This is a genomic window from Novosphingobium sp. SG751A, assembly GCF_013149295.1.
Lineage (GTDB): Bacteria > Pseudomonadota > Alphaproteobacteria > Sphingomonadales > Sphingomonadaceae > Novosphingobium.
Window position 1 is genome coordinate 1 of record NZ_JABGCB010000015.1, and the last position, 20,474, is coordinate 20,474.

General features: G+C 59.9%; 19 protein-coding genes. 7 read left to right on the forward strand and 12 right to left on the reverse strand.

Annotated elements, in window-relative coordinates:
- The first annotated feature begins 78 nt into the window (after positions 1-78).
- Positions 79-279, forward strand: a complete 201-nt coding sequence (locus tag FHW96_RS18995; protein WP_172342164.1) for a TonB-dependent receptor — start codon at positions 79-81, stop codon at positions 277-279.
- Between the two features lie 147 nt (positions 280-426).
- Here the strand turns inward: FHW96_RS18995 and FHW96_RS19000 are convergent, their stop codons facing one another.
- The 5 genes from FHW96_RS19000 to FHW96_RS19020 all read right to left on the reverse strand — a co-directional run bounded on the left by FHW96_RS19000 (position 427) and on the right by FHW96_RS19020 (position 7,345).
- The gene (locus tag FHW96_RS19000) at positions 427-939 is read right to left on the reverse strand and encodes a MarR family winged helix-turn-helix transcriptional regulator (RefSeq protein ID WP_172342165.1); all 513 of its coding nucleotides are present in this window, start codon (positions 937-939) and stop codon (positions 427-429) included.
- Positions 940-1,123: 184 nt separating this feature from the next.
- Positions 1,124-2,386: an MFS transporter gene (locus FHW96_RS19005; RefSeq protein WP_253951077.1), complete on the reverse strand. Its 1,263-nt coding sequence runs from the start codon at positions 2,384-2,386 to the stop codon at positions 1,124-1,126.
- A gap of 87 nt (positions 2,387-2,473) precedes the next feature.
- Entirely contained in the window at positions 2,474-3,490 is a 1,017-nt protein-coding gene (locus FHW96_RS19010; RefSeq protein WP_172342166.1) for a carbon-nitrogen hydrolase family protein, read from the reverse strand.
- 68 nt (positions 3,491-3,558) lie between these two features.
- Positions 3,559-4,473 (reverse strand): hypothetical protein, encoded by a 915-nt coding sequence (locus FHW96_RS19015; protein WP_172342167.1) that lies wholly within the window; start codon positions 4,471-4,473, stop codon positions 3,559-3,561.
- Positions 4,474-4,552: 79 nt separating this feature from the next.
- Positions 4,553-7,345, reverse strand: coding sequence for a TonB-dependent siderophore receptor (locus FHW96_RS19020; protein ID WP_172342168.1), 2,793 nt, complete (start codon positions 7,343-7,345; stop codon positions 4,553-4,555).
- Positions 7,346-7,830: 485 nt separating this feature from the next.
- Here FHW96_RS19020 and FHW96_RS19025 point away from each other — a divergent pair, with 485 nt between their 5' ends.
- Positions 7,831-8,787 (forward strand): helix-turn-helix domain-containing protein, encoded by a 957-nt coding sequence (locus FHW96_RS19025; RefSeq protein WP_172342169.1) that lies wholly within the window; start codon positions 7,831-7,833, stop codon positions 8,785-8,787.
- Positions 8,788-8,793: 6 nt separating this feature from the next.
- Here FHW96_RS19025 and FHW96_RS19030 read toward each other — a convergent pair whose 3' ends face one another.
- From FHW96_RS19030 to FHW96_RS26280, 4 genes are all read right to left on the reverse strand, one after another.
- Positions 8,794-10,005, reverse strand: a complete 1,212-nt coding sequence (locus tag FHW96_RS19030) for an alpha-hydroxy-acid oxidizing protein (RefSeq protein WP_371815760.1) — start codon at positions 10,003-10,005, stop codon at positions 8,794-8,796.
- Positions 9,923-11,635 carry a thiamine pyrophosphate-requiring protein gene (locus FHW96_RS19035; RefSeq protein ID WP_172342171.1) on the reverse strand — a complete coding sequence of 571 codons (1,713 nt, stop codon included), beginning with the start codon at positions 11,633-11,635 and terminating at the stop codon, positions 9,923-9,925. Before FHW96_RS19035 ends, FHW96_RS19030 begins: the two co-directional genes overlap by 83 nt.
- Before the next feature lie 90 nt (positions 11,636-11,725).
- A complete protein-coding gene (locus tag FHW96_RS19040; RefSeq protein WP_172342172.1) occupies positions 11,726-11,884 on the reverse strand; it encodes a hypothetical protein in 159 nt (52 codons plus the stop codon).
- A gap of 414 nt (positions 11,885-12,298) precedes the next feature.
- Positions 12,299-12,493, reverse strand: coding sequence for a hypothetical protein (locus FHW96_RS26280; RefSeq protein WP_253951091.1), 195 nt, complete (start codon positions 12,491-12,493; stop codon positions 12,299-12,301).
- On the opposite strand from FHW96_RS26280, the gene FHW96_RS19045 reads away from it, so the two are divergent.
- Positions 12,461-14,698 carry a TonB-dependent receptor gene (locus FHW96_RS19045; RefSeq protein ID WP_253951086.1) on the forward strand — a complete coding sequence of 746 codons (2,238 nt, stop codon included), beginning with the start codon at positions 12,461-12,463 and terminating at the stop codon, positions 14,696-14,698. The genes FHW96_RS26280 and FHW96_RS19045 overlap by 33 nt on opposite strands.
- A 242-nt stretch (positions 14,699-14,940) precedes the next feature.
- Here the strand turns inward: FHW96_RS19045 and FHW96_RS19050 are convergent, their stop codons facing one another.
- On the reverse strand, positions 14,941-16,341 hold the full coding sequence (locus tag FHW96_RS19050; RefSeq protein WP_172342174.1) for an aldehyde dehydrogenase: 1,401 nt from the start codon (positions 16,339-16,341) through the stop codon (positions 14,941-14,943).
- A 90-nt stretch (positions 16,342-16,431) separates the two neighbouring features.
- Here FHW96_RS19050 and FHW96_RS25990 point away from each other — a divergent pair, with 90 nt between their 5' ends.
- Positions 16,432-16,614: a hypothetical protein gene (locus tag FHW96_RS25990; protein WP_216650969.1), complete on the forward strand. Its 183-nt coding sequence runs from the start codon at positions 16,432-16,434 to the stop codon at positions 16,612-16,614.
- Positions 16,615-16,838: 224 nt separating this feature from the next.
- Here the strand turns inward: FHW96_RS25990 and FHW96_RS19060 are convergent, their stop codons facing one another.
- A complete protein-coding gene (locus tag FHW96_RS19060; RefSeq protein WP_172342175.1) occupies positions 16,839-17,774 on the reverse strand; it encodes a carbon-nitrogen hydrolase family protein in 936 nt (311 codons plus the stop codon).
- A gap of 68 nt (positions 17,775-17,842) precedes the next feature.
- On the opposite strand from FHW96_RS19060, the gene FHW96_RS19065 reads away from it, so the two are divergent.
- On the forward strand, positions 17,843-18,781 hold the full coding sequence (locus tag FHW96_RS19065) for a LysR substrate-binding domain-containing protein (protein WP_216650970.1): 939 nt from the start codon (positions 17,843-17,845) through the stop codon (positions 18,779-18,781).
- Here FHW96_RS19065 and hisC read toward each other — a convergent pair.
- On the reverse strand, positions 18,778-19,839 hold the full coding sequence (gene hisC / locus FHW96_RS19070; RefSeq protein ID WP_172342176.1) for a histidinol-phosphate transaminase: 1,062 nt from the start codon (positions 19,837-19,839) through the stop codon (positions 18,778-18,780). The genes FHW96_RS19065 and hisC overlap by 4 nt on opposite strands.
- On the opposite strand from hisC, the gene FHW96_RS19075 reads away from it, so the two are divergent.
- Positions 19,840-20,061, forward strand: a complete 222-nt coding sequence (locus tag FHW96_RS19075; protein WP_172342177.1) for a hypothetical protein — start codon at positions 19,840-19,842, stop codon at positions 20,059-20,061.
- A 243-nt stretch (positions 20,062-20,304) separates the two neighbouring features.
- Positions 20,305-20,472 carry a hypothetical protein gene (locus FHW96_RS19080; RefSeq protein WP_172342178.1) on the forward strand — a complete coding sequence of 56 codons (168 nt, stop codon included), beginning with the start codon at positions 20,305-20,307 and terminating at the stop codon, positions 20,470-20,472.
- The last annotated feature ends 2 nt before the right edge of the window (positions 20,473-20,474 follow it).

Below are 20,474 nucleotides of genomic sequence, written 5' to 3' on the forward strand. Positions count from 1 at the left end.
TGAACCGGCACCTTCGTTCCGCGCCACGCTCCCTTGCGCCATTTATGATCGCCGCCCTGTTAGCGTAATCCGCGTGCTGTGAAATGCGCGCTTACCGTGAACCTGCGCGGATCGTATAGTTTCCCCGATGGCGGCGCACTGGGCGGCGTTCGCTTGTCGGTGAATGTGGACAACCTGTTCGATCAGGCGCCTCCCTATCAGGCCAACGCGACGGGTACGGTCAGCACGGCAAACCCGATCGGGCGTGCAGTGACGGTCGGACTTTCTAAGCGCTGGTAATTCGACCGCAGGTTGAATTGCACATCAATGCAGCGGGCTTGGCAACAGGCCCGCTGCTTTTATATTTTCGTCCGGAGTCGGCTGGCATGCCATGTCTCAACAGACCAGGCTGTCGGGGATTAACGCTAACGCGTATGTTGCCTTGCTTCAGTCTCGCGTTGCGGTCGGTTCGGCAAACCTTGTAAACTGGTCCGCGATATCCTTCAGAATTGCGAGAAGTGCCCCGCGGTTTTCCTGGCCCACAATGGCTTCAAACTGGGCGTCATGCGCTTCTGCATGGGCACGCAATGTTTGCAGATGGCTTTCCCCTTCCTGGCTGAGCGAAAGGCGGATGCGGCGCTGATCCTCCGGATCGCGATCTCTGACAATCAGGCCTTTGCGACTGAGTTCGCGAAGCGAGGCTGTAAGTGTGGATTTGTCCCGACCGCTGGCTTTGCTCAATTCTGTTTGGGAAATACCGGGATTGTTATGGACAATGGTGAGCAAGGCATACCACCCAGGCCAGATGTCTGATTCACCCACCTTTTGGGCGAAGGCTGCAAACGACGCTTCCTGCGCTCTGCGCAGTTGAAAGGCGAGAACTCCATCTAGACTCTTTGTAAGCTCGTTATGTGCCTGCGGGCTTTTGAGCCGGGCGCGGCTAGCGGGGCGCTTTGCCATTTCTGAAGATTTCCTGAGTGCCTGATCTGAAAACAGCTCTCGGGCATCTCGGAATGAAGCGCAAGAGATTTACAACTGATATATGGGGTTATGAGCGATGCAACTGGCGGTGGCTGGTGGAAACCGCATGCCTCTTCGAGGTTTGTTCCAAAGAGGCATGGCTTCGGTATCTTGCAGATCGAGTCTATCGCCTGGCCACAATTCGCGGCGCTGTTTCTCTCAGAAAAAGTGTCACTGCGGCTCCTGCCACCAACACAACATCAACCGTCAGCAGGGTCAGTTTCAGTCCGCCTGCCATCGCGATGGCGCCGCCGATCGAGGGGGCAACGCCTCCGCCGAAAATCTCTCCAAGACCGATGACCAAACCCATAGCGCTGGATGCCATGGTTGACGGCACACATTCGCCTGAAATGGGCCCGGCCAGCAGAGCATTGGCCCCGCAGCAGCAAAACGCAGCCATAAACAGCGCGGCGAAGATCGCCGACGGCGCTTGAACCCATAGAACAAGAGCCGCCAAAGCAGCCGCGCCCACAATAAAAGCGATGAAGAGTGAAGGCTTGCGTCCAATTCGGTCGGACAGAATACCCAGCAAAATCTGGCCCAAAAAGCCACCCAGACCAAAGCCCGACATCACGAAACCCATGGTCACACTGTCCAGTTTCACCACGTCCGTCAGATAGACCGGGGCCATCACACCAAGAACGAAGATGCCGCTCATCGAACAAAAGATGGCGGGAATGGCGACGCAGATGTTGCGATAGGCAAAAAGCGCAAGCCAGTTGGGTGAAGCGCCCTCGTGGTGAGCCGCCAGTCCGGGATTGACCGGATCACGCAGAGCACGCCAAAGCATAAATGCAAGGATCAGGCCCGGAATCGAAACAAGCATAAAGACATCGCGCCAGGACGGCAGGATGGCCGCCAGTTGCGTGGCGATGATCGGGCCAAGTGCGAGGCCGCCCAGTGCAAAAGCCCCCTGAATGATGCCCAGATTAATCCCGCGACGGCTTGCAGGCGACGCGTCAAGCGCGGCCGCATAACTGGTCGGGCAATAGGCGCCCTCGGCGACCCCCATCAGCAAACGTGCAATAAACAGTCCGGCAAATCCAGTGGCCAGACCGCTGACACCTGACAACAGCGAAAAGGCGATGACGGCCGGGATGATGATCTTGCGTCGACCTACCCGGTCGGACAGTCGCCCCATGATGATGGCGAAGACACCCCATGAGAGGCCGATGGCCGCCCCCAGATTGCCCAGATCCTGATAATCAAGGCGCAAATCATGCATAATCTGCGGGGCGAGCGGCATGATCAGCCAGCGATCAAGACCGACGAGGCCAAAGCCCGCCGCCAGCAGCCCCACGGCGCGCAGTTCGTAACTGAAATTTCCTGTCGTCGTTGCAGACGCTGCTGAAATTGATGGCATAGTCGTCGCCCCTGAATGCGCCATCGTGTCGCAACGATGGGCGGAAATGGAAATGGCAGATCAGCAAATGGGATTTCTAAGGAAGCAGCTTGAACGGCTCGTGGCCCGGTTTCATGCCGCAGCAGGATCGCCGCCCGGCTCTCCGCCGGATGGCACTGCGCTGCCCATTTTCACCACCGCCTGACGTGGCTCGGTGTTCAGCAAGAGCCGGGTGGCATCGGCGCGGCAATAGTGACCCGCCGGATCGAAAACCGATTTGGCCGCCACAATCGCGTCGATGTGGGCATCGGCATAAAGAATGCCCTCGGCATCCTCGGGCAAAAGCTCGACCAGCGGCTTGCCATCGGGGCCAAAGATCATGCTGCAGCCGCCACCTGCCACGGCGCCATCGGCATTCAGCAGCCGGACCTTGTCCTCGGTGTCGCACAGGAGTTCGATCATCTCCTTGCTGGTGATCGCGCTGGAATGGAGGACATAGCACCCCCCCTCGATGGCATGCACCTGGCTGACGGCCAGATTGGCCTGTGCGGTCAGGCCATAGGCAATTTCCTTGTACAGCGTGAAGGACGGCCAGGAGGCGACATGGATCTGTTCGTTCTGGGCAAACAGAGCGAATTTCGACAGGGGCTGGACATGTTCGGCGCAGCACAAGGCGCCAAGGCGGCCCAGTTTGGTGTCCACTACCGTCAGGTCGGAGCCATCGCCCTCGCCATAGACGGTACGCTCGACATGGGTGGGCTTGAGCTTGCGGCGGTGGAAGAGCAACTCGCCTTCGTCGCTATAGGCTACCTGCGAAATATAGAGGCTGGCGTCGGCCTTTTCGCTAAACCCAAGGACGACGTGGATCTTGTTGGCCAAGGCGGCCTGTCGCACGCGTTCAAGCTCTGGACCGTCGATGGCCACGGCGCTGGCATAGAGTCGCGGCAGGAACCGTGCGCCCCATGCCGGTGCCCCCAGCCAGGCCCACCATGGATAGCCAGAGATCCACACCTCGGGAAAAGCCAGCAGGTCCGCGCCATTGGCCGCGGCCTCCTCGATCAGCGCGATGGTCTTGTCGACCGTGGCATTGGCATCGAGATAAACAGGCGCAGCCTGAACAACGGCCAGCTTGACGGAATTATTGATCATGTTCGCTCCCACCCAAAAATCTGCGATTGATACGTGGCGATCCCGGTCTTTCGGGCCGCGCTGTCCTGCTATTTCTTCAAAGGCCAGACCGCCGGGTGACCGTCCGGGGTGATCATGAAGCATTCGATGTCCAGAATGCGCCCGTCGACGATCTTGAAAATCTCGTAAATGATGAAGCTGAAGGGGTGGTCGGATTTGGGGCCATTGTTGCTTTGCAGGCCCGGTTCAACATCAAGGCGGCTGATGCCTACCACAATCCCGCGCGCTTCATCGGTCAGCGGGTAGCGGCGTTCGCGCACATGGGGGATCCAGCCGAATTTGGTGACACCAATGTCGCAACTGTCCGAGGTGATGACGCCGGGCTTGTTGGTGTTGGTCGTGGGGGTGCCGTTTTCCGTGCGGTTGCAATCGGGATGAAAGGGCACAATCGCGGGATTATGCTCTTCGATGGACTGGAAATAGAGATCGGCGATGCGGCGCAATTCATGCGCAGGCACCCGCTCGCTCTGGGGCAGCACATCGCTCCACATCGGCTTTGGCGTGTGAACGCCCGAGGGATCGTAGAGCAGATCCTTGGGGCCGGCGATCAGTTCTTCCATTTCACTGATCTTGCGCCCCTCAAGCTTCAGGCGCAGAAAATAGAGCGCAGGATCGGCATCGCGCCGACGCACTACGCCCATGAACACAGCCTGATGGTCCTTGGGACTCACAAAAGTGGAGCGGCCGGTGATGATGGTCGCATCCTGCCATATCCCGCCCCTGAGATCCGTCTTGCTGCCGTTGCGATAGATCAGAGCGTTGGGGGTAAAGACCAGCTTCGATGCGTCATGTGCTTCCAACCCAAGCAGCACTTCATGCACTTTATCGAGCAGGCATCCCCTGTCACAGACCGCAGCCGCAGCGGCAACGGGCTTGGCCGCAACCGGAAGTGCCCACATCAGGCATCCCAACGCCGGGATCGCTCCCAGGATCCATCTTTTCATGCCCTGATCCTTTCAATCTGTATTCAAAAAGCGGCGGGCAGAACGACAGAGCCATCCCGCCCGCCCGAGGCAGGGTTTTTTAGAACTTGCCGCGGATGCCCACGGTGAAATAGCGACCCATCACGCTATGCACCGACTGAGCGGCGGGATAGAGCACGCCCGGAAAGTAGGACGCGTAAAGCGGGGCCTGGCGGTTGAAGAGATCCGAGACATTGAGGAACGGCTGGAAGCGCCCATCAGCAACGTCCACGCTCATGGTCACATCGGTATAGAACACATCAGGGATCTTGTTCGAGGCACTGTCGATCACGTAGGTCGGGCGCGTCGAGCGCTGATAGCTGCCGATCCAACGTTCCTGAATGAAGAGGTTGAACTTGTTCAGGTTGTAATTGATCGAGAAGTTGCCGCGCCACTTGGGATAGCCCGACGCATTGCCGTCTACCGACGTGTTGGCCGTGCCCGCCAGTTCTTCTTCGGCGGCCAGCGCGCTCGTTTTCAGCTTGATGTGCGGAACGTAGCTGGTCAGCGCGCGGAACGTGATATTGCCCGCGCCCAGCTTGTGACGATAGCTGGCTTCAAAGTCATAGCCCTCGGTCATCAGCGAAGCGCTGTTGACGGGCGAGAGCGCCACAGCGGTGGGCGTCTTGCCATCAGGACCATAGCTGATGAGAGCGCATACCGGTGATGTGCCGTTGCTGGCCACGCAGTCGTTATAGGTGGTCTGCGCGTCGTTGGTCGAGATCGCATCCTTCAGGCGCAGGTGATAGAAGTCGAGCGACATCCGCAGGCCCGGCACCTGATGCGGCGTATAGGCGATACCGATGCTGGTGGTGTCGCCCTTTTCCGGCTTGAGATTGCGGTTGCCGACGGTGGTCTGGGTCACGTTGACCGAGCCCGACGCGGTGGTGACAGCATTGGCGCTGACCGAGGCGGTGGCAAAGAGGTTATAAAGCGTGGGCGCCCGAATATCGCGCGACTGTGTCGCACGGATGCGCAGGTCGCTGAAAGGCTCGTAAACAAGCCCGGCCTTCCAGGTGACCACGCTGCCACTGGTCGAATAATCGGTGAAGCGGACAGCCCCGTTCAGCGTCAACGACTTGCCCAGCGGGCCTTCGTTGATCAGCGGCACCTCGGCTTCGCCAAAGACCTCCTTCACATTATAGCTGCCACGCGCCGATCCGACATTGGTCCAGTCATAGGCCGTGGCCCCGCCCGGAACGTTGCGAATGCCGGTAAAGTCCACCGGCAAAGCGGGGTCGGAATTGCTGGACTGGTTAAGCGATTGGTGGCGATATTCGCCGCCCACCGCCAAGGACACCGGACCCGCCCACAAAGAGAAGGGCGAGCCGGAAATGCTGCCCACGATGTCGTCCATCTGATTGACGATTTTGTAGGTCGAGGTGCCCCGCACATAGGCCACTGCGGCCGCCGAAGGTGCGCCTTCGCCAAAGAGGTTGAGCGGGCTGCATCCGGGATAGAGGCCGGGGTTGGTCAGCGCAACCCGGCAAACGGTATTGCCGCTGCCGTCTTTGACAGCGTCCAGCGCGGCATAAAGTTTGCGGTTGTCAATTTCATTGGCGTTCATCGAGAGGGTGTTGCGGCCGTGCTCATAGCTCACGTTCCACTTATACCCGCCCAACGAACCGGACAGGCCCGCAGTGATGTTGTAGTTGGTGTTGACCGCTTTCGAGGTGCGCAGGCCCAGATCGCGGTTATAGCGCGACATTGCCACCGCATTGCCACCATTGACGCCGGCCAGCTTGGCCTGATCCACGGGGGAGAGGAAGGCGTTGGTCGGCGAAATCAGCAGGCCGCCGAAATTGAAGTCATAGCCATATTGGCTGCCATTTTCTGCGCGGGCAAAGCTGCCCTGAATAAAGCCTTCGACATCAGGCGAAATGTCGTAGGACACGCGGCTGAAGGCCTGCGTGGTGTTGACGCTGCCGGTCAGGCCCAAACCGTCAAAATGCGCGCCGTCGCCGCCAACCGACTGGCCGGTGTTGCCAATGGGGGTGCCGGGGTTGAAAGTGCTGAGCTGACCATTCTTGAAGGTCTGACCCAAGGCCGGGATCAAACCCCCGAACGAAGAAAAGTTGAAACGCGCGTTGGCATAGGTCTTGAGCGGATCAGCCGCCGTGCCCGCGCCCACCAGCGTGTAGATGCCATCGCCAAAGCGGCGGGCCGAACGGTTGTTGATCGCGTCCTGCTGATAATGCTCGACGCTGGCGATGATGTGGCCCTTGCCTTCCGCAAAATCGGTGCCGCCTGCAACGCCGATCTTCCAGCTAGGCGCATCGCCATAGGTCGAAACGCCGGAGTTGGCCTCGTACTTCAACCCTTTGAACTTGCGATCGAGGACATAGTTGACCACGCCGCTGACCGCGTCCGAACCATAGGTGGCCGAGGCACCGGCGGTCACGATTTCAACGCGCTTGACCAGCATTTGCGGCAAGGTGTTCACGTCCACGCCGCCCGAAGAGCTGGTCTGGATGGCGCGTTGGCCATCGAACAGGATCAGCGCACGCGAAGTGCCGATGCCGCGCAGGTTGAGATAATTGCCGTTCGAGGGGGAATCGGCGTTGGTCTGAAAATAGCTGGTCGAGCTGGACGAGTTCGACAACTGGGGAAGCTGGTTCAGAGCGTCGGCCAGGCTGCCCGGCGATGCCTTGAGGAGTTGTTCGGTGGAAACAGCGGTAACCGGCGTTGGCGCCTTGATGCCATCGGTGGCCAGGCGCGTCCCCGTCACAACGATTTCGCCAGGCGTCGATGTCGCAGCGCCCTGCGCAGCCGTGGTTTCCTGCGCCATGGCCGCCGTCGCCGGGAAAGCCAGCGCGCTGCTTGCAAGCAGCGTAACTATAAAGGTCTGCTTCATAAAAATCCCTCAATTCGGATAGCCATTATCACTCCCGCTCCGCGCCCCCGGTTGGCGGAAATAGGGACACAGACTTGTACGCCGCGTCTTGCTTGAGATCCGCGCGCGGCTTTTCTCCGAGCAGGTCTAACGTGGAATTGGACGGAGGGATTTTGGCGGGCGGAACGAAATCTGGTCTATTCCGGCACAGGGCCTGACCCACTACCTATGCAGAGGCGCCGATGAGGCATGAGGAGCGCATCACACCTATGCGGCGCTCAAGCACATGCAATCGGGCAAATTTCGGGAAATGTTCTTTGTGTTGCACCATTGCAATGCCGGAAAGATTGCGTTGCGGGCGCCTTGCGGTTATGTTGGGCATCAAACCATCCGGTAAATGAGGTGGTCGGGGCAACCCAAATGATAAGCTTCGCAGGCGAATGGCATTTGTTTCAGAACTTTGGCGGTTTTGAAGTGAAATACGTGTGCGTAGCAGGGAGTGAAAAATGGGCTTGGCATCAGATACATTCCGTAACGAGTCGTCCGATTTCTCTCATTGGCGCGATGCGGTGTGCGATGCTGTGGTTGATCTGGACTGCGCCAAACCCAGCAATTCCCCGTTTCACGGTACGATCTTGTCTCTTCCGATGCGCGATCTGCGCATGATCAAGGTGGCCGCCACCCCGCATCAGGTTACACGCGACCGGCAACGGGCAAGCAAAGCGACTGAGGAATTCGTGCTGCTCAGTCAGGTCGTTTCGGGCAGCTCGACCTTGGTTCAGGGCGGGCGCGAGGCGCGTTTGCAGGCGGGTGATTTTGCAATTTATGACACCACCACGCCCTATCAGATGGTGCTTGACCGGCCCTTTGAAATGAATGTTGTGCGGATCGAGCGCAGCCGCTTTGCCCGCCATGTCAGCGACATCAGCAATCTGACGGCTTTGGCTGTTTCGGGCCGGCGTGGGACGGGCCGCATTGCATCGATGCTGATTGAGGAAACGCTGTCTCAGTTTGATGAGATAGGCGATCATGGGGTCAGGCAGCTCAATACCACCATGCTTGCGCTGATTGCGGCAGCTTTGACTGAGGCGGCGGGCGAGCATCCGGTCGACCGAATGAGCGAACCTCGCCATTTGCTGGTTCAACGTGTGATCCGTCTGGTGGAGGATGAGCTGGGCAATGAAGAGCTCAATTGCGACTATATCGCCCGCCGCCTGGGTATTTCGGACCGCTATCTGCGCAAGTTGTTTTCCGAGCGCGGGTCCAGTCTGTCTGATACGATTTGGGACCGCCGCCTGATCGAGGCGCAAAGACAGTTGGGTCAGGTCGTGACCGTGCAAAAATCGGTCACGACCATCGCCTATGAATGCGGATTCAAGGATTCCGCCCATTTCAGCCGTGCTTTTCGCAGTCGTTTTGGTATGAGCCCGCGTGAATTCCGCAATCAGCGGATCAAGGGTTAAACCCCTCTACGCGATATAGGTTTCATCCAGCATTCCGATGTCGGGACATCCGATCAGCGCCAACGTATTGTCGATTTGCTGACGCAGCAAGGCAAGTATCTCGTCAGCTCCGCGTTCGCCACGCGCCGCCAGGCCGTAAAGCAAAGGTCGACCGATCAGCGCCCCAGCCGCTCCCAGCGCCATAGCCTTAACGACATCTGCGCCGTGGCGAATGCCACTATCGAGCAGCAAGGGCAGTTGGCAAGCGCGCCGAATGGCGGGCAATGCATCGACGGGGGCCATCACATCCTCGATCTGACGGGCGCCATGGTTGGAAATGATGAGGCCGTCCACACCCAGTTTCTCGCAATGGCTGGCGTCGTCAGGAGCAAGAATGCCCTTGACCAAAAGCTTGCCCTGCCAGGCGTCTCGCAGCGCGGCCAGTGCTTCCCAATCAAAACTTGCGTCCATCTGGCGGCCCATCAATGCTGCCTGCGCCTCGACATCGCCCGTGCCCGCGACACGGAAATGGGCCAGTTCGGGCAATCCGGCGAGAACCTGACGCAGGCTCCACACTGGATGGGTGGCCGCGTCCCACATAATGCGCGGCGTATAGCGAAAGGGCACGCCAAAACCGCTGCGTTTGTCGCGTATGCGTTCACCATTGACCGCCACATCGACGGTCAGCACCAGTGTAGTGCATCCGGCCGCCGCGGCCCGACGGACAAGATCCTCCGCGAGCTTGCGCTGCACCACATAGAGCTGGAACCATATTTCGCCGGAGGTGGCCGCTGCCACTTCCTCAATCGTGCTCGTAGATGCGGTCGAAAGGCAAAAGGGGATGCCCATCCGCGCCGCGGCCTTAGCCAGCGCCAGATCACCGCCTGGCCGCACGACCCCATTCAGCCCCATCGGGGCAACCGCAAAAGGGGTTGCCCAGGAAGAACCCAGCGGAGCAACACTTTGCCTGCGTTGCTGCACATTGACGAGCCGACGCGGGCTTAACAAATATTTGGCGAAGGCGTCACGATTGCGGTCAAGACCTCGCTCGGATCCCGCGCCGCCTTCCACATAATCATAGACCATGCGTGGCAGGCGGCGCTTGGCTTCATGACGATAATCGTCAACCGTCGGAAGGGGGCGGGGCAGGGCCATCTCAGTGGTGATCCAGCCAAACGTCAAGCACGGCGCAACGCTTTTCCTCACGCACCACCCTGAGCGCTTCGGCAATGGCTTCATCCACCTGCACCGGGTCAACGATCTGGCGGCCCCACGCATTGCCAGAGGCCTTTGCAATGCCGACATAATCGGGGGCCGGGTCAAAAGAGGTGTCAAGGCCATTGGCATGCGCCGCATAGCCGTTCGGATGAACCGCCAGTGTCGAAAGCTTGGGCGATTTCCATCCTCGGTTGTTGAAGATCACCTGAAGGAAAGGTGCCTCATAACGCCGCGCCATCCAGTGCACCGAGCTCGGCACTGTGAACATGAAGGAACCATCACCTGTCAGCGCCACAACGGTCGCATTGGGCCGGGCCAGCTTGACGCCGATGGCCGCGCCGCCATTATAGCCCAGCGATCCACCGCCGCTGGTGAAGATCTGGCCGGGCGTGTTCAGGCTGAGATGGTTGAACACGGTGTGGTAATTCGAGATCGCCTCGTTCACGAAAAGCATTTCATCATCCTGCGCCGCGCGCAGTCGGGAAACGAAATATTCGGGCGTGATTGTGCCGCTTGGCATCGCCTCCAATGCGCCCAGCTCGGCATCGCGTTCCGCGTGACGGTCCGCGTAATGTTGCTGGCGCTCCGCCACCTGCGCCGCATCCACCATCTTGCCGTCCAGCCAATGCAGCAACTGCTCAAGCGCCGTGGCCGCATCCGCGCGGCAGACGGCCTCGGCGTCAATGCGCCACAAAGGCATCTGTTCCTTCAAGGGGTCCACGTCGATGTGGAAAATGCGGGCATCGTCGGCCGGTTTGGACACGGTGGGGATCCAGGGGACATCGCTGTCGATCACCAAAATGACATCGGCTTCGGCAAGATCCTGATTTTGCCGGGGCTGGTTCCACTGATTGCCCAGATAGAGCGGGTGATCATGGGGGAAATTCATAGCGTTGGGCACCGACTCCAGCACGCCAATCCCAAGCTTTTCGGTGAGGCGGACCAATGGAGTGACCGCTGCCGGATTGCGGCCCACAAATGAGGTGACGATCAGTGGGCGCTTGGCCGACAGCAGGGCTGATCCGATAGCGTCGAGCGATGACATCCCAAGCGCGGCCGGCTCGATCGCTTTCCAGCGCGCGGCATCATCGGGGGTGGGCGTGACTTCCTCTTCCATCACCTCACGCGCGCCCATCAGGTATGTCGGCCCTTTGGGATCGGAATTGGCGAATTGGAGAGCGCGGTGGACCAGTTCCTTCACATTCTTGCCAGTGCGCAGTTCGTTGTCATAGCGCATATAGCCGCGGACCAGTCCGCGCTGATCGTGAACATCCTGAATCCACTGGATGAATTCATTTCGGCTCCCTTTCATTTCACCATGCTGCGTAAAGGGAGATGCACCGGCAAAGATCAGCATTGGCACACGCCCCTTGGCTGCATTGTGTACGGCGCCTGCCAGAGCCTGCGTACCGCATTCCACATGTACAACCACAGCCTGCGCTACGCCACTGGCCTGCCAGAAACCATGCGCCGCGCTCATGCCTACCATTTCATTGGGGCAGGTCACCACGTCTGGAATTTTGCGTCCGGCAGCGCGCGCCTCGGCAATCGCCTCGACAAGGGCAGGGTGATCGCTGCCCAGATTGGCGAAGATATAGGAAACCCCATGTTCAATGAGGGCGTCGAGAAAGGCGCTGGACGTGGTGTACATAGAAAATCCCGAGGTTTGATGCGCGTTTCAGACAATGCCCGAGGTGCCTGTGTGAAGCGGCGTGACTAGACAATCTGGGTAGGCTGCCGCTCAGAGCGACCCTGAGCCCTTGGTAATGAGCGCCGGACAAATGCTCGGTTCATAGAGACAGAGCTTGCCGTTTCGCGGCTGGGTTCGGATCGCGGTATGGGCGTCAAAACCATCGACCTCGGTGACAGCGGGCGCATTTTGCGCGGGTTCGCGGCTCATAGTGTTTTCCTGTGGCGTTCTGCGTCAATATAGTTTGAAACAAAACTATATCAAGGCCGATTTATCATCTCGATTTTGCCGATAGGGCGCACCTAATATTAATATAAACATTTGATTTTATTTAACAAAAATCCTATTCAAAATCAAAATCTCAATTGCTGAAATGCAAGATAACGAACGATTTTATGATTTTCTCGCTTTTAGTCCGTGAAGAAGGCTGCGCATGTTGGCTGAGCCATTGCGTCGAAAGAGGCATTGGGGGCAGGCGCCGGAATCCCTGTTCCTTTGCAGTCAAAAAATAGCCTCGCCCTGAGCAATTACCGGACCGCATTATCACTCATGATCGCCCCGCCGCATGGACGGTTGCACTATGATTCAGGGGGATTTATGAGGAAGCACACACTGCTAATGTGTTCAATTCTCGGTGGTCTTTGCTCTTTGGCTGGGCAAGCGCAAGCGCAGGAAGAAGCGCCCAAGAAGGGAGCCGAGGTCGGCGAGATCGTTGTAACTGCGCAGCATCGCACTGAAAACATTCAAAAGGTTCCCATCGCTATCAGCGCCTTCAGCGGAGAATCGCTGCAGCGGCGCGGCCTTGGCAAGATCAGCCAAGTGGCGGCGTTCACACCCAACGTCGAAATCAAGACCAGCGCTGCTTTTGCTGGCTCCTCCCAGATTCTGGCTGCATCGATCCGCGGCATTGGCCAGAATGACTTCTCCTTCAACCTCGAGCCGGGCGTGGGTGTCTATATCGACGGCGTCTATTTTGCGCGTTCGCTGGGCGCGGTGGTTGACCTGCTCGACCTGCAGCAGATGGAAGTGCTCAAAGGCCCGCAGGGCACGCTGTTTGGCCGCAACACGATCGGCGGCGCGCTGAATATCACCACGCGCGCGCCCGACAAAAACTTCCGCTATGGCTTTGATGCCACCGTGGGCAGCTTCAGCCGCACCGATGTGCGCGGCTCGGTTGACCTGCCGCTTGTGGCGGACAAACTGCTTTCGCAGGTATCCTTCTCGGTCAAAAAGCGCGACGGCTATCAAAGGCAGATTGCCTTTCCGGGCGCTGCCGGCACGGTCAACGATCTGGGCAGCTATGTCACGGCCGGCAATCAGAGTGGCGGGACCACGCGCGGGGATGAAAATCAGGTCAATTTGCGCGGAAAGCTCAAGTGGATCGTTAACCCGGACCTGAATGTGCTGCTGGAAGGCGATTACACGCATGTCGATCAGGGCGCCCGCCCGATCACACTGATCAAGACATTTGGCGGGGGCAGCGACGGTACGCTCTTTTCAGCCTATAACGGTTGCGTTGCCGGTGCGGCGCCAGCCTTTTTGTGCAGCAAGCGCGGCACGGTGGGCACCAGCTTTTATGGGGCCACCAATCGGCTGTTCATCAGCGATGCCTTCGTAACGGGCAACATTGACACTACCTATGCCCGCGGCAGCAATTACGACAAGCTCAAGACATGGGGCGGCTCGGCCACGGTTGACTGGACGCTTTCACCCAATGCCGCGATCAAGTCGATTTCGGCCTACCGCGAACTGCATTCCTCATTTGGCAGCGAAAACGCAGGCACGCCTTTTGGCGCAGGCGATGCGTCCTTCACGATGAATCAGGCGCAGACTTCGCAGGAAATCCAGCTCATCAGCTCGGCATTTGACAATCGCCTGAAGAGCGTTGCGGGTCTTTATTATTTCAACGAAACCGGCAATTTGACCGATATGCCTGTGCTGGGCGAAGGTCTGGTGCAGATCTATGGCCGCAATTATTTCCGCAATGATGCCTATGCCGCCTTCGCACATGAGCATTTTGATGTGACCGATCGTCTGGGGGTCACCTTTGGCGTGCGTTACACCAAGGAAAACAAGCGGTTTGAAGGACAGCAGAAGGATCTCAATTCCTTCTTCCTGCGTTCGCGCGGCTATGACCCCAATCTGCCGCTTCCTGTGGCGGCCAAGGCTTTGCTGCCCGATCCCAGCGATCCCACGCGGATCTTCCCGCTGGGCGTCAATCGCCAGAGTTTCTCCAATGCCTCGATCAAGGCGGGCCTGGAATACAAGCTGGCCCCGGCGATCATGACATATTACTCCTATTCGCAAGGCTTCAAGTCGGGCGGATGGACCGCGCGCCTGACCGATGTCATCAGCCCGCCTAACGACATCTCGCAACTGACCTTCAAGCCCGAAAAGGCCCAAACGCATGAAATCGGCCTGAAAAGCACTCTTTTGGGCCGCAAACTGCGCCTGAACATTGCGGCCTTCAACACCGATTACACCGATATTCAGGTGACCCAGTTTGTCGGGATTTCGCCGGTTATCAAGAATGCCGGCAAGGCGCTGATCCGCGGCGCGGAAGCCGAGGCGCAAGGCCAATTCGGCGAATTCTCGATCAATGCCAGCCTTGGTTATATGGATGCCCATTACACCTATCTGGCGCCGGGCGTGACCTATTCGGTGCAGAGCGCGCTGGTTAATACGCCCAAATGGTCGGCAACCCTTGGCGGCCTGTGGCACCACGAGTTGGGCGATGGCAAAGCCATTTCGACGAACCTTGATTATACCTACAAGAGCAACAGCCACCCCGATGCTGAAAACTCGCCCTATTTGCAGTCGGGCAATGTCGGATTGCTCAATGGTTCGATTTCTTACACCGCTAAAGATGACCGCGTCGGACTGACCTTTGGCGTGCAGAATATGACCGACAAGCGCTATGTCACAGGTGGCTTCGACCAGTCGGGGCTTGGCCAGATCGGCTTTGTTTCGGCAACCTATAGCCCGCCGCGTCAGTGGTATCTGACGCTGCGTGTCAAGGGGTGACAATCTGAAATTCATCGAGAGGGGCCGCTGTGCTCCTCTCGATTTGTCACCATACTTCAATGTTTCGGCGAGAGTTACGCCACGGCGACTATGGTGTGAGGAGAAAATCCGCCTACATCGAAAAGAAAAGGCCCCGGCCATCCGTCTATGATGGTCGAGGCCTTCGATGAGTTCAGGCGGCATCAGCTTGAGGCATTGGGCAAGCCGGTGTCAGCACTTGCGCGGTTTCGCGCCGTCCCGCATCAAATCGGGAAATGCCCGTTTTGTGTTTCGACGGTGATCCACCGTGTCTCGGTGAAACTGTCGATGCCCTGGCGTCCGCCGAAGCGGCCGTAGCCTGAGGCGCCGACGCCGCCGAAGGGCATCTGGGCCTCGTCATGGACGGTCGGGCCGTTGACGTGGCAGATGCCGCTCTTGATCTGCTTGGCCAGGCGCAGGCCCTTGGCGATGTCACGCGTGAAGACGGCCGCCGAGAGGCCATATTCGGTGTCATTGGCCAGCTCGATCGCATGGGCCTCATCGCGCGCGCGGATGATGCCGACGACGGGGCCGAAGCTCTCATCGCGGAACAGCTTCATCTCCGGCGTGACCTTGTCGACCAGATGCGCGGGCATCACGACATTGAGCGTGGTTTCCCCGCCCGTCAGCAGCACCGCGCCCTTGGCCACAGCATCGTCCACAAGGCTGAGGCAATGCGCCACCGTTTTGGCATCGACCACCCCGCCCAGCGGCGTGTTGCCCAGACGCGGATCGTCCGCGGTCAAGGTCTTGACCTTGGCGGCGAATTTCTCGGCAAATTCATCGGCCACGGCGTCCACCACGATAATCCGCTCGGTGCTCATGCAGATCTGACCCTGGTTCATATAGGCCCCGAAAGCGGCCGCCTTGACCGCCTCGTCAAGGTCCGCGTCCGCGCAGATCACCAAAGGCGCCTTGCCGCCCAGTTCAAGCAGGCAGGGCTTGAGATGCTCGGCCGCGCGCTTGGCGATGATGCGGCCAACGGCGGTGCTGCCGGTAAAATTGATGCGCTTGACTTGCGGGGCATCGATCAGCGCGCCCACCACGTCTGCAGCATCGGCAGGCGCATTGGTGACGACATTGACCACGCCCTCGGGGAAACCGGCCTCGGCAAATGCCTCGATAATCAGCGCATGGGTGCGCGGGCACTGTTCGCTGGCCTTCAAAATCACCGCATTGCCGCAGGCCAAAGGCGTGGCAATCGCGCGCACGCCAAGGATGATCGGCGCATTCCACGGCGCAATGCCCAGGATCACGCCCACCGGTTCACGCAGCGCCATCGCCAGACAGCCGGGCTTGTCCGAGGGTATCACTTCACCCGAAATCTGGGTGGTCAGACTCGCTGCCTCGCGCACCATGGAAACGGCCAGGCCAAGGTTGAACATCGCCCAGCCGGCCGTCGCGCCGATCTCGCCCATCATCGCGGCGACGAAGTCATCCTTCTTGGCTGCAAGCGCATCGGCCGCCTTCTGCAGCACCGCGCGCCGCGCGTTCGGACCCATCGCGCCCCAGGCAGGCTGCGCCGCCGCAGCACGCGCCGCAAGGGTAGGAATGTCAGTGGCCTTCATGGCATGGGCGATCGACGCCACCTCACCCGTGATCGGGTTCTTGCGTTCAAAATTCATTGGTTTGACCTCTTCCCGAAACCATTTAACCGCACATTGGCTTAATTATAGTTTTATGTCAAACAAAATGCTCGCAGTCTGCCGCCCTCTGTGCTGCTGACCAACCACCTGAAGGCCCTCAAGCTGCCCACCCTCGCGCGCGAGCATGAGAAAGTGGCCTTCGAGGCCGGGCAGGATCGGGCCGAGTACCCGCGCTATCTGCTGCATATCCAATCCGGAAATCGGCCACCCACTGGCCCCCATCCTCGGCCATTGCACGACAATGATGCCTGAGGATCAACGCCAGAACGCACTACGTGGCCAGGCCGACGAAATCCTGGCTCAGTCATGGAAGGTCGTTCCAGAGCTGGTCGAGATGCTTCACGTCCGCATCGGCGGCGCCCGAAACGTCGAAATCCGATAACCAGCAGCGTCAACGTGGGGCTCTCGCACCGCTAACGCTTATTTTGGCCATCCTGCATGAAAAGATGGATCTGATCGCGCGGCTTGGCGACCGTTTAGGCTGAGGCGACCTTATGCAGATGCGGTTTTGCCGCAGCATCGAGATGCAGTGAAAACACGTCGGGCCGCGCATAATGGCCCGCCACATCCAGATCATAGCGCGCGCGCACCACATCCTCCATATCGATGGTTGCGGCCAACACGCCCTCACGCCCGCGCAGAGGCCCGGCCAAAATCTCGCCCATCGGGCTGACGATCATGCTGCCGCCTTTTATCAACTCCGTATCCTGAGCCATCTCGACAAAACCGGCATGGTCCTTGGGCGCATCGGCGCGGGTCATATATTGGCAGGCGCTCAGCACGAACATCCGCCCTTCATAGGCGATATGACGCATCGAGGATTGCCAGATCTCGCGCTCGTCGACGGTTGGGGCGCACCACAGATCGACGCCCTTGGCATACATCGTCTGGCGCAGCAGCGGCATGTAATTTTCCCAGCAGATTGCCGAACCGATCCTCCCCATAGGCGCTTCAATGACGGGCAGGGTGGAGCCATCGCCCTGCGCCCAGACAAGACGTTCGCTGGCCGTGGGCATCAGCTTGCGATGCTTGCCTATCAATGCGCCATCAGGTCCGAAAAACAGTGCCGAGCAATAAAGCGTGGTCCCCTCGCGCTCGATCACGCCGACCACCAGATACGCTTTCATCTCAGCGGCAAAGCCGCCCATGATACGGCATTCCGGCCCATCCACCTCGATGGCCGCGCGCCAGTAGCGCAGATAGTCCTCGCGCCCCTCGGGCGTGCGCGTGCCGATCCTTGCACCGAAATCCAGCCCTTTGGGATAGCCGCCGATATAGGCCTCGGGGAATACGGCCAGTTGCGCGCCTTCCTGTTTCACCGCCTCGCAATGGGCGGCCATGCGTTCGAGGGTGAGGGGGGTGTTGAACAACTGGCTGCCGGCCTGAACGACGGCGACGCGATGCTGGCGCATGAAATATCCTTTGCGAAGTGGCCGGTACAGTTTGACGCAAAGACCCATCATCGGGCAAACCGCATTTCATGAAGAAGATTATCGGTTTGAACGATATTGCTCGTCTCGATCTCAACCTCGCCACCAGCTTTCTGGCGATATGGGAGGAGCGCAGCGTGTCGCGCGCGGCCATCCGCCTGAACCTGAGCCAGTCGGCGGTGAGCGGCGCGCTGGCGCGGCTGCGGGCGATCACCGATGATCCGCTCTTTGTGCGCACGCGCATGGGCATGGAGCCGACCCCGCGCGCCATTGCCATGGCCCCGGTGCTGAGCGCTGCGCTGGATCGGATGAGCGAGGCCCTGACGCCGCTGTCGCCCTTTGTGCCCGAGGGCGTGGCGCGGGCGCTGGTGGTGGGCATGTCGGATGATTTCATGCTGGCCTGCGGCCCCGCGCTGGTCCGCCGCCTGCTGGCCGAGGCGCCGCAAGCCTCGGTGATCTTTCGCCAATGCAACAGCCGGACGGCGGCCGCGATGCTGGAATCGCGCGAGATCGACATGGCGATGATCGCCGGGGGGAGGGCGCAGGGGCGCGGGCAGGCGATCCGTTGTCAGGCGATTGGCCAGTCCTCCTACCTATGCCTTGCCGACCCGCTTGCCGATCCGTTTGCCAATGCCGCTCCGCTGACTGTAGAGAGCTATATCGCGCTGCCGCATGTGCTTGTGTCCTATTCCGGGCGCAGCGGCCTCATTGACGAGGCATTGCAGGCTCTGGGGCGCAAGCGGCGGGTGATTACCGCGCTGACGCAATTTGCCGCGCTGCCGCCGTTCCTGCAGGGGTCGGGCTGGATCGCCACCTTGCCCACCCATGCGGCGCTGGCGCTTGCGCGCTCGACGGGGCTGGCCACCTTTGCACCGCCGCTGGCGCTCGAACCCTATGAGGTGACGCTGTGCTGGCGGCGCGATGGCGATGCCGATCAGGTCTCGCAATGGCTGCGGGGCCTGATGGCCGATGTCTGGCAGGGGATTTAACGGCTCAGGATGCCCTTCAGCGCCTGCAACAGCGCGGAAACCTGATCGCCATTGCCCACGGTGATGCGCAGGAATGGATCGATCCGGGGCGCGTTGAAATGGCGCACGAGGATCTTTTCCGCCCGGAGGGCCTGCGCCAGTTCCGCCCCGCCGCGCGAGCTATGGCGGGCAAAAACGAAATTGGCCTGCGAGGGCAGGACGGCAAAGCCAAGGCACTCCAGCCCCGTCACCAGCCGCGCGCGATTTTCGATGATCGCTGCGCGCCCTTGCTGAAAATAATCCTCGTCGGCCAGTGAGGCCAGCGCCCCTGCTTGCGCCAGACGGTCGAGGGGATAGGAATTGAAACTGTCCTTCACCCGCACCAGCGCCTCGATCAGATGAGGCTGGCCCAGCGCATAGCCGACCCGCAGGCCCGCCAGCCCGCGCGATTTTGACATGGTGCGCACGATCAGCAGGTTGGGATGGCGCGCGATCAGGGGCAGGGCGCTCTGCGCGCCGAAATCAACATAGGCCTCGTCGATCACCACCGGCGCATCGGGATGCATGGCCAGCAGCTGCTCGATGGCCTCCAGAGCGATACCGACCCCGGTGGGCGCATTGGGATTGGGCAGGATCACGGCTCCGGCCGGGCGGCGATAGTCCTCGACCGAGATCCGCATTGCGCCATCGAGCAGCACCGTTTCATAGGCAATGTCGAACAGGCGGCAATAGGTGGGATAGAAACTATAGGTGATGTCGGGAAACAGCAGCGGGGCGTCATGCTTGAGCAAACCGGCAAAGGCATGGGCCAGCACCTCGTCCGAGCCGTTGCCCACGAACACATGATCGCGCGGCACCCTGTGATAGGCCGCCAAAGCTTCGCACAAAGCGCCTGACTGCGGATCGGGATAGAGCTGCAAACCCTCCCGCGCCGCTGCCTCAATCGCCCCCGCCACGGCGGGCGAGGGGCCAAAGGGCAATTCATTGGTGTTGAGTTTGATGAGGCCCTCAACGCGCGGCTGCTCGCCCGGAACATAGGGCGACAGGCAGTGGACCAACGGACTCCAGAACTGGCTCATGTGATTTCAACACTCCTCGCCGACAAGGCGGCGGCCCTTGTATTTGGTGGGCGGGACGGGGGCAACATGGAGGATGTTGTGTATGGCCAGATTCAAGCGATGACGGGTATGCAGACGCAGCTGAATCTGATCGCGGGGGCGTCCGGGACCTTCGATGACTGCTGCGCGGCAGCTAGCGGCGAAGGCTATTCTGGCGCTTATAGCGCGTTTAAGGTGATGTGATTTTCCCTGCGGGACGATCCGCCAGGTCGGCATCAGCGCATGATCTGGCGGCTTGGCATCATAAAACAGGATCGCATTCTCTATCCAGCCCGGCATCTAAACCGCAGGGCAGGGGTATTAGCCCTTTGGGCTTATCCCTTTGGCGATGGGCCTGATTGTCCCCAAAGCCATGAATTCTAGACTTTCCTTTTGCACAGCGAGCAGCCTGCACGAGCGCGGGCCGTTCCAAGGAAAGGTTTCGTCATGGACAATCGCATCGCGCCCCGGACCCCCGCGGCAGGCAGCCCGGCGCGTGAAACGGCGCGCGATGCCGCCCGTTCGGCCCCCCGCTTTCGCGGCCCCGCCGTGGCCCAGCCCGATTATGCCCGGCTGGGTCTGGGCAGCGCGTGGGAGGCCGAAGGGCGCAACTGATG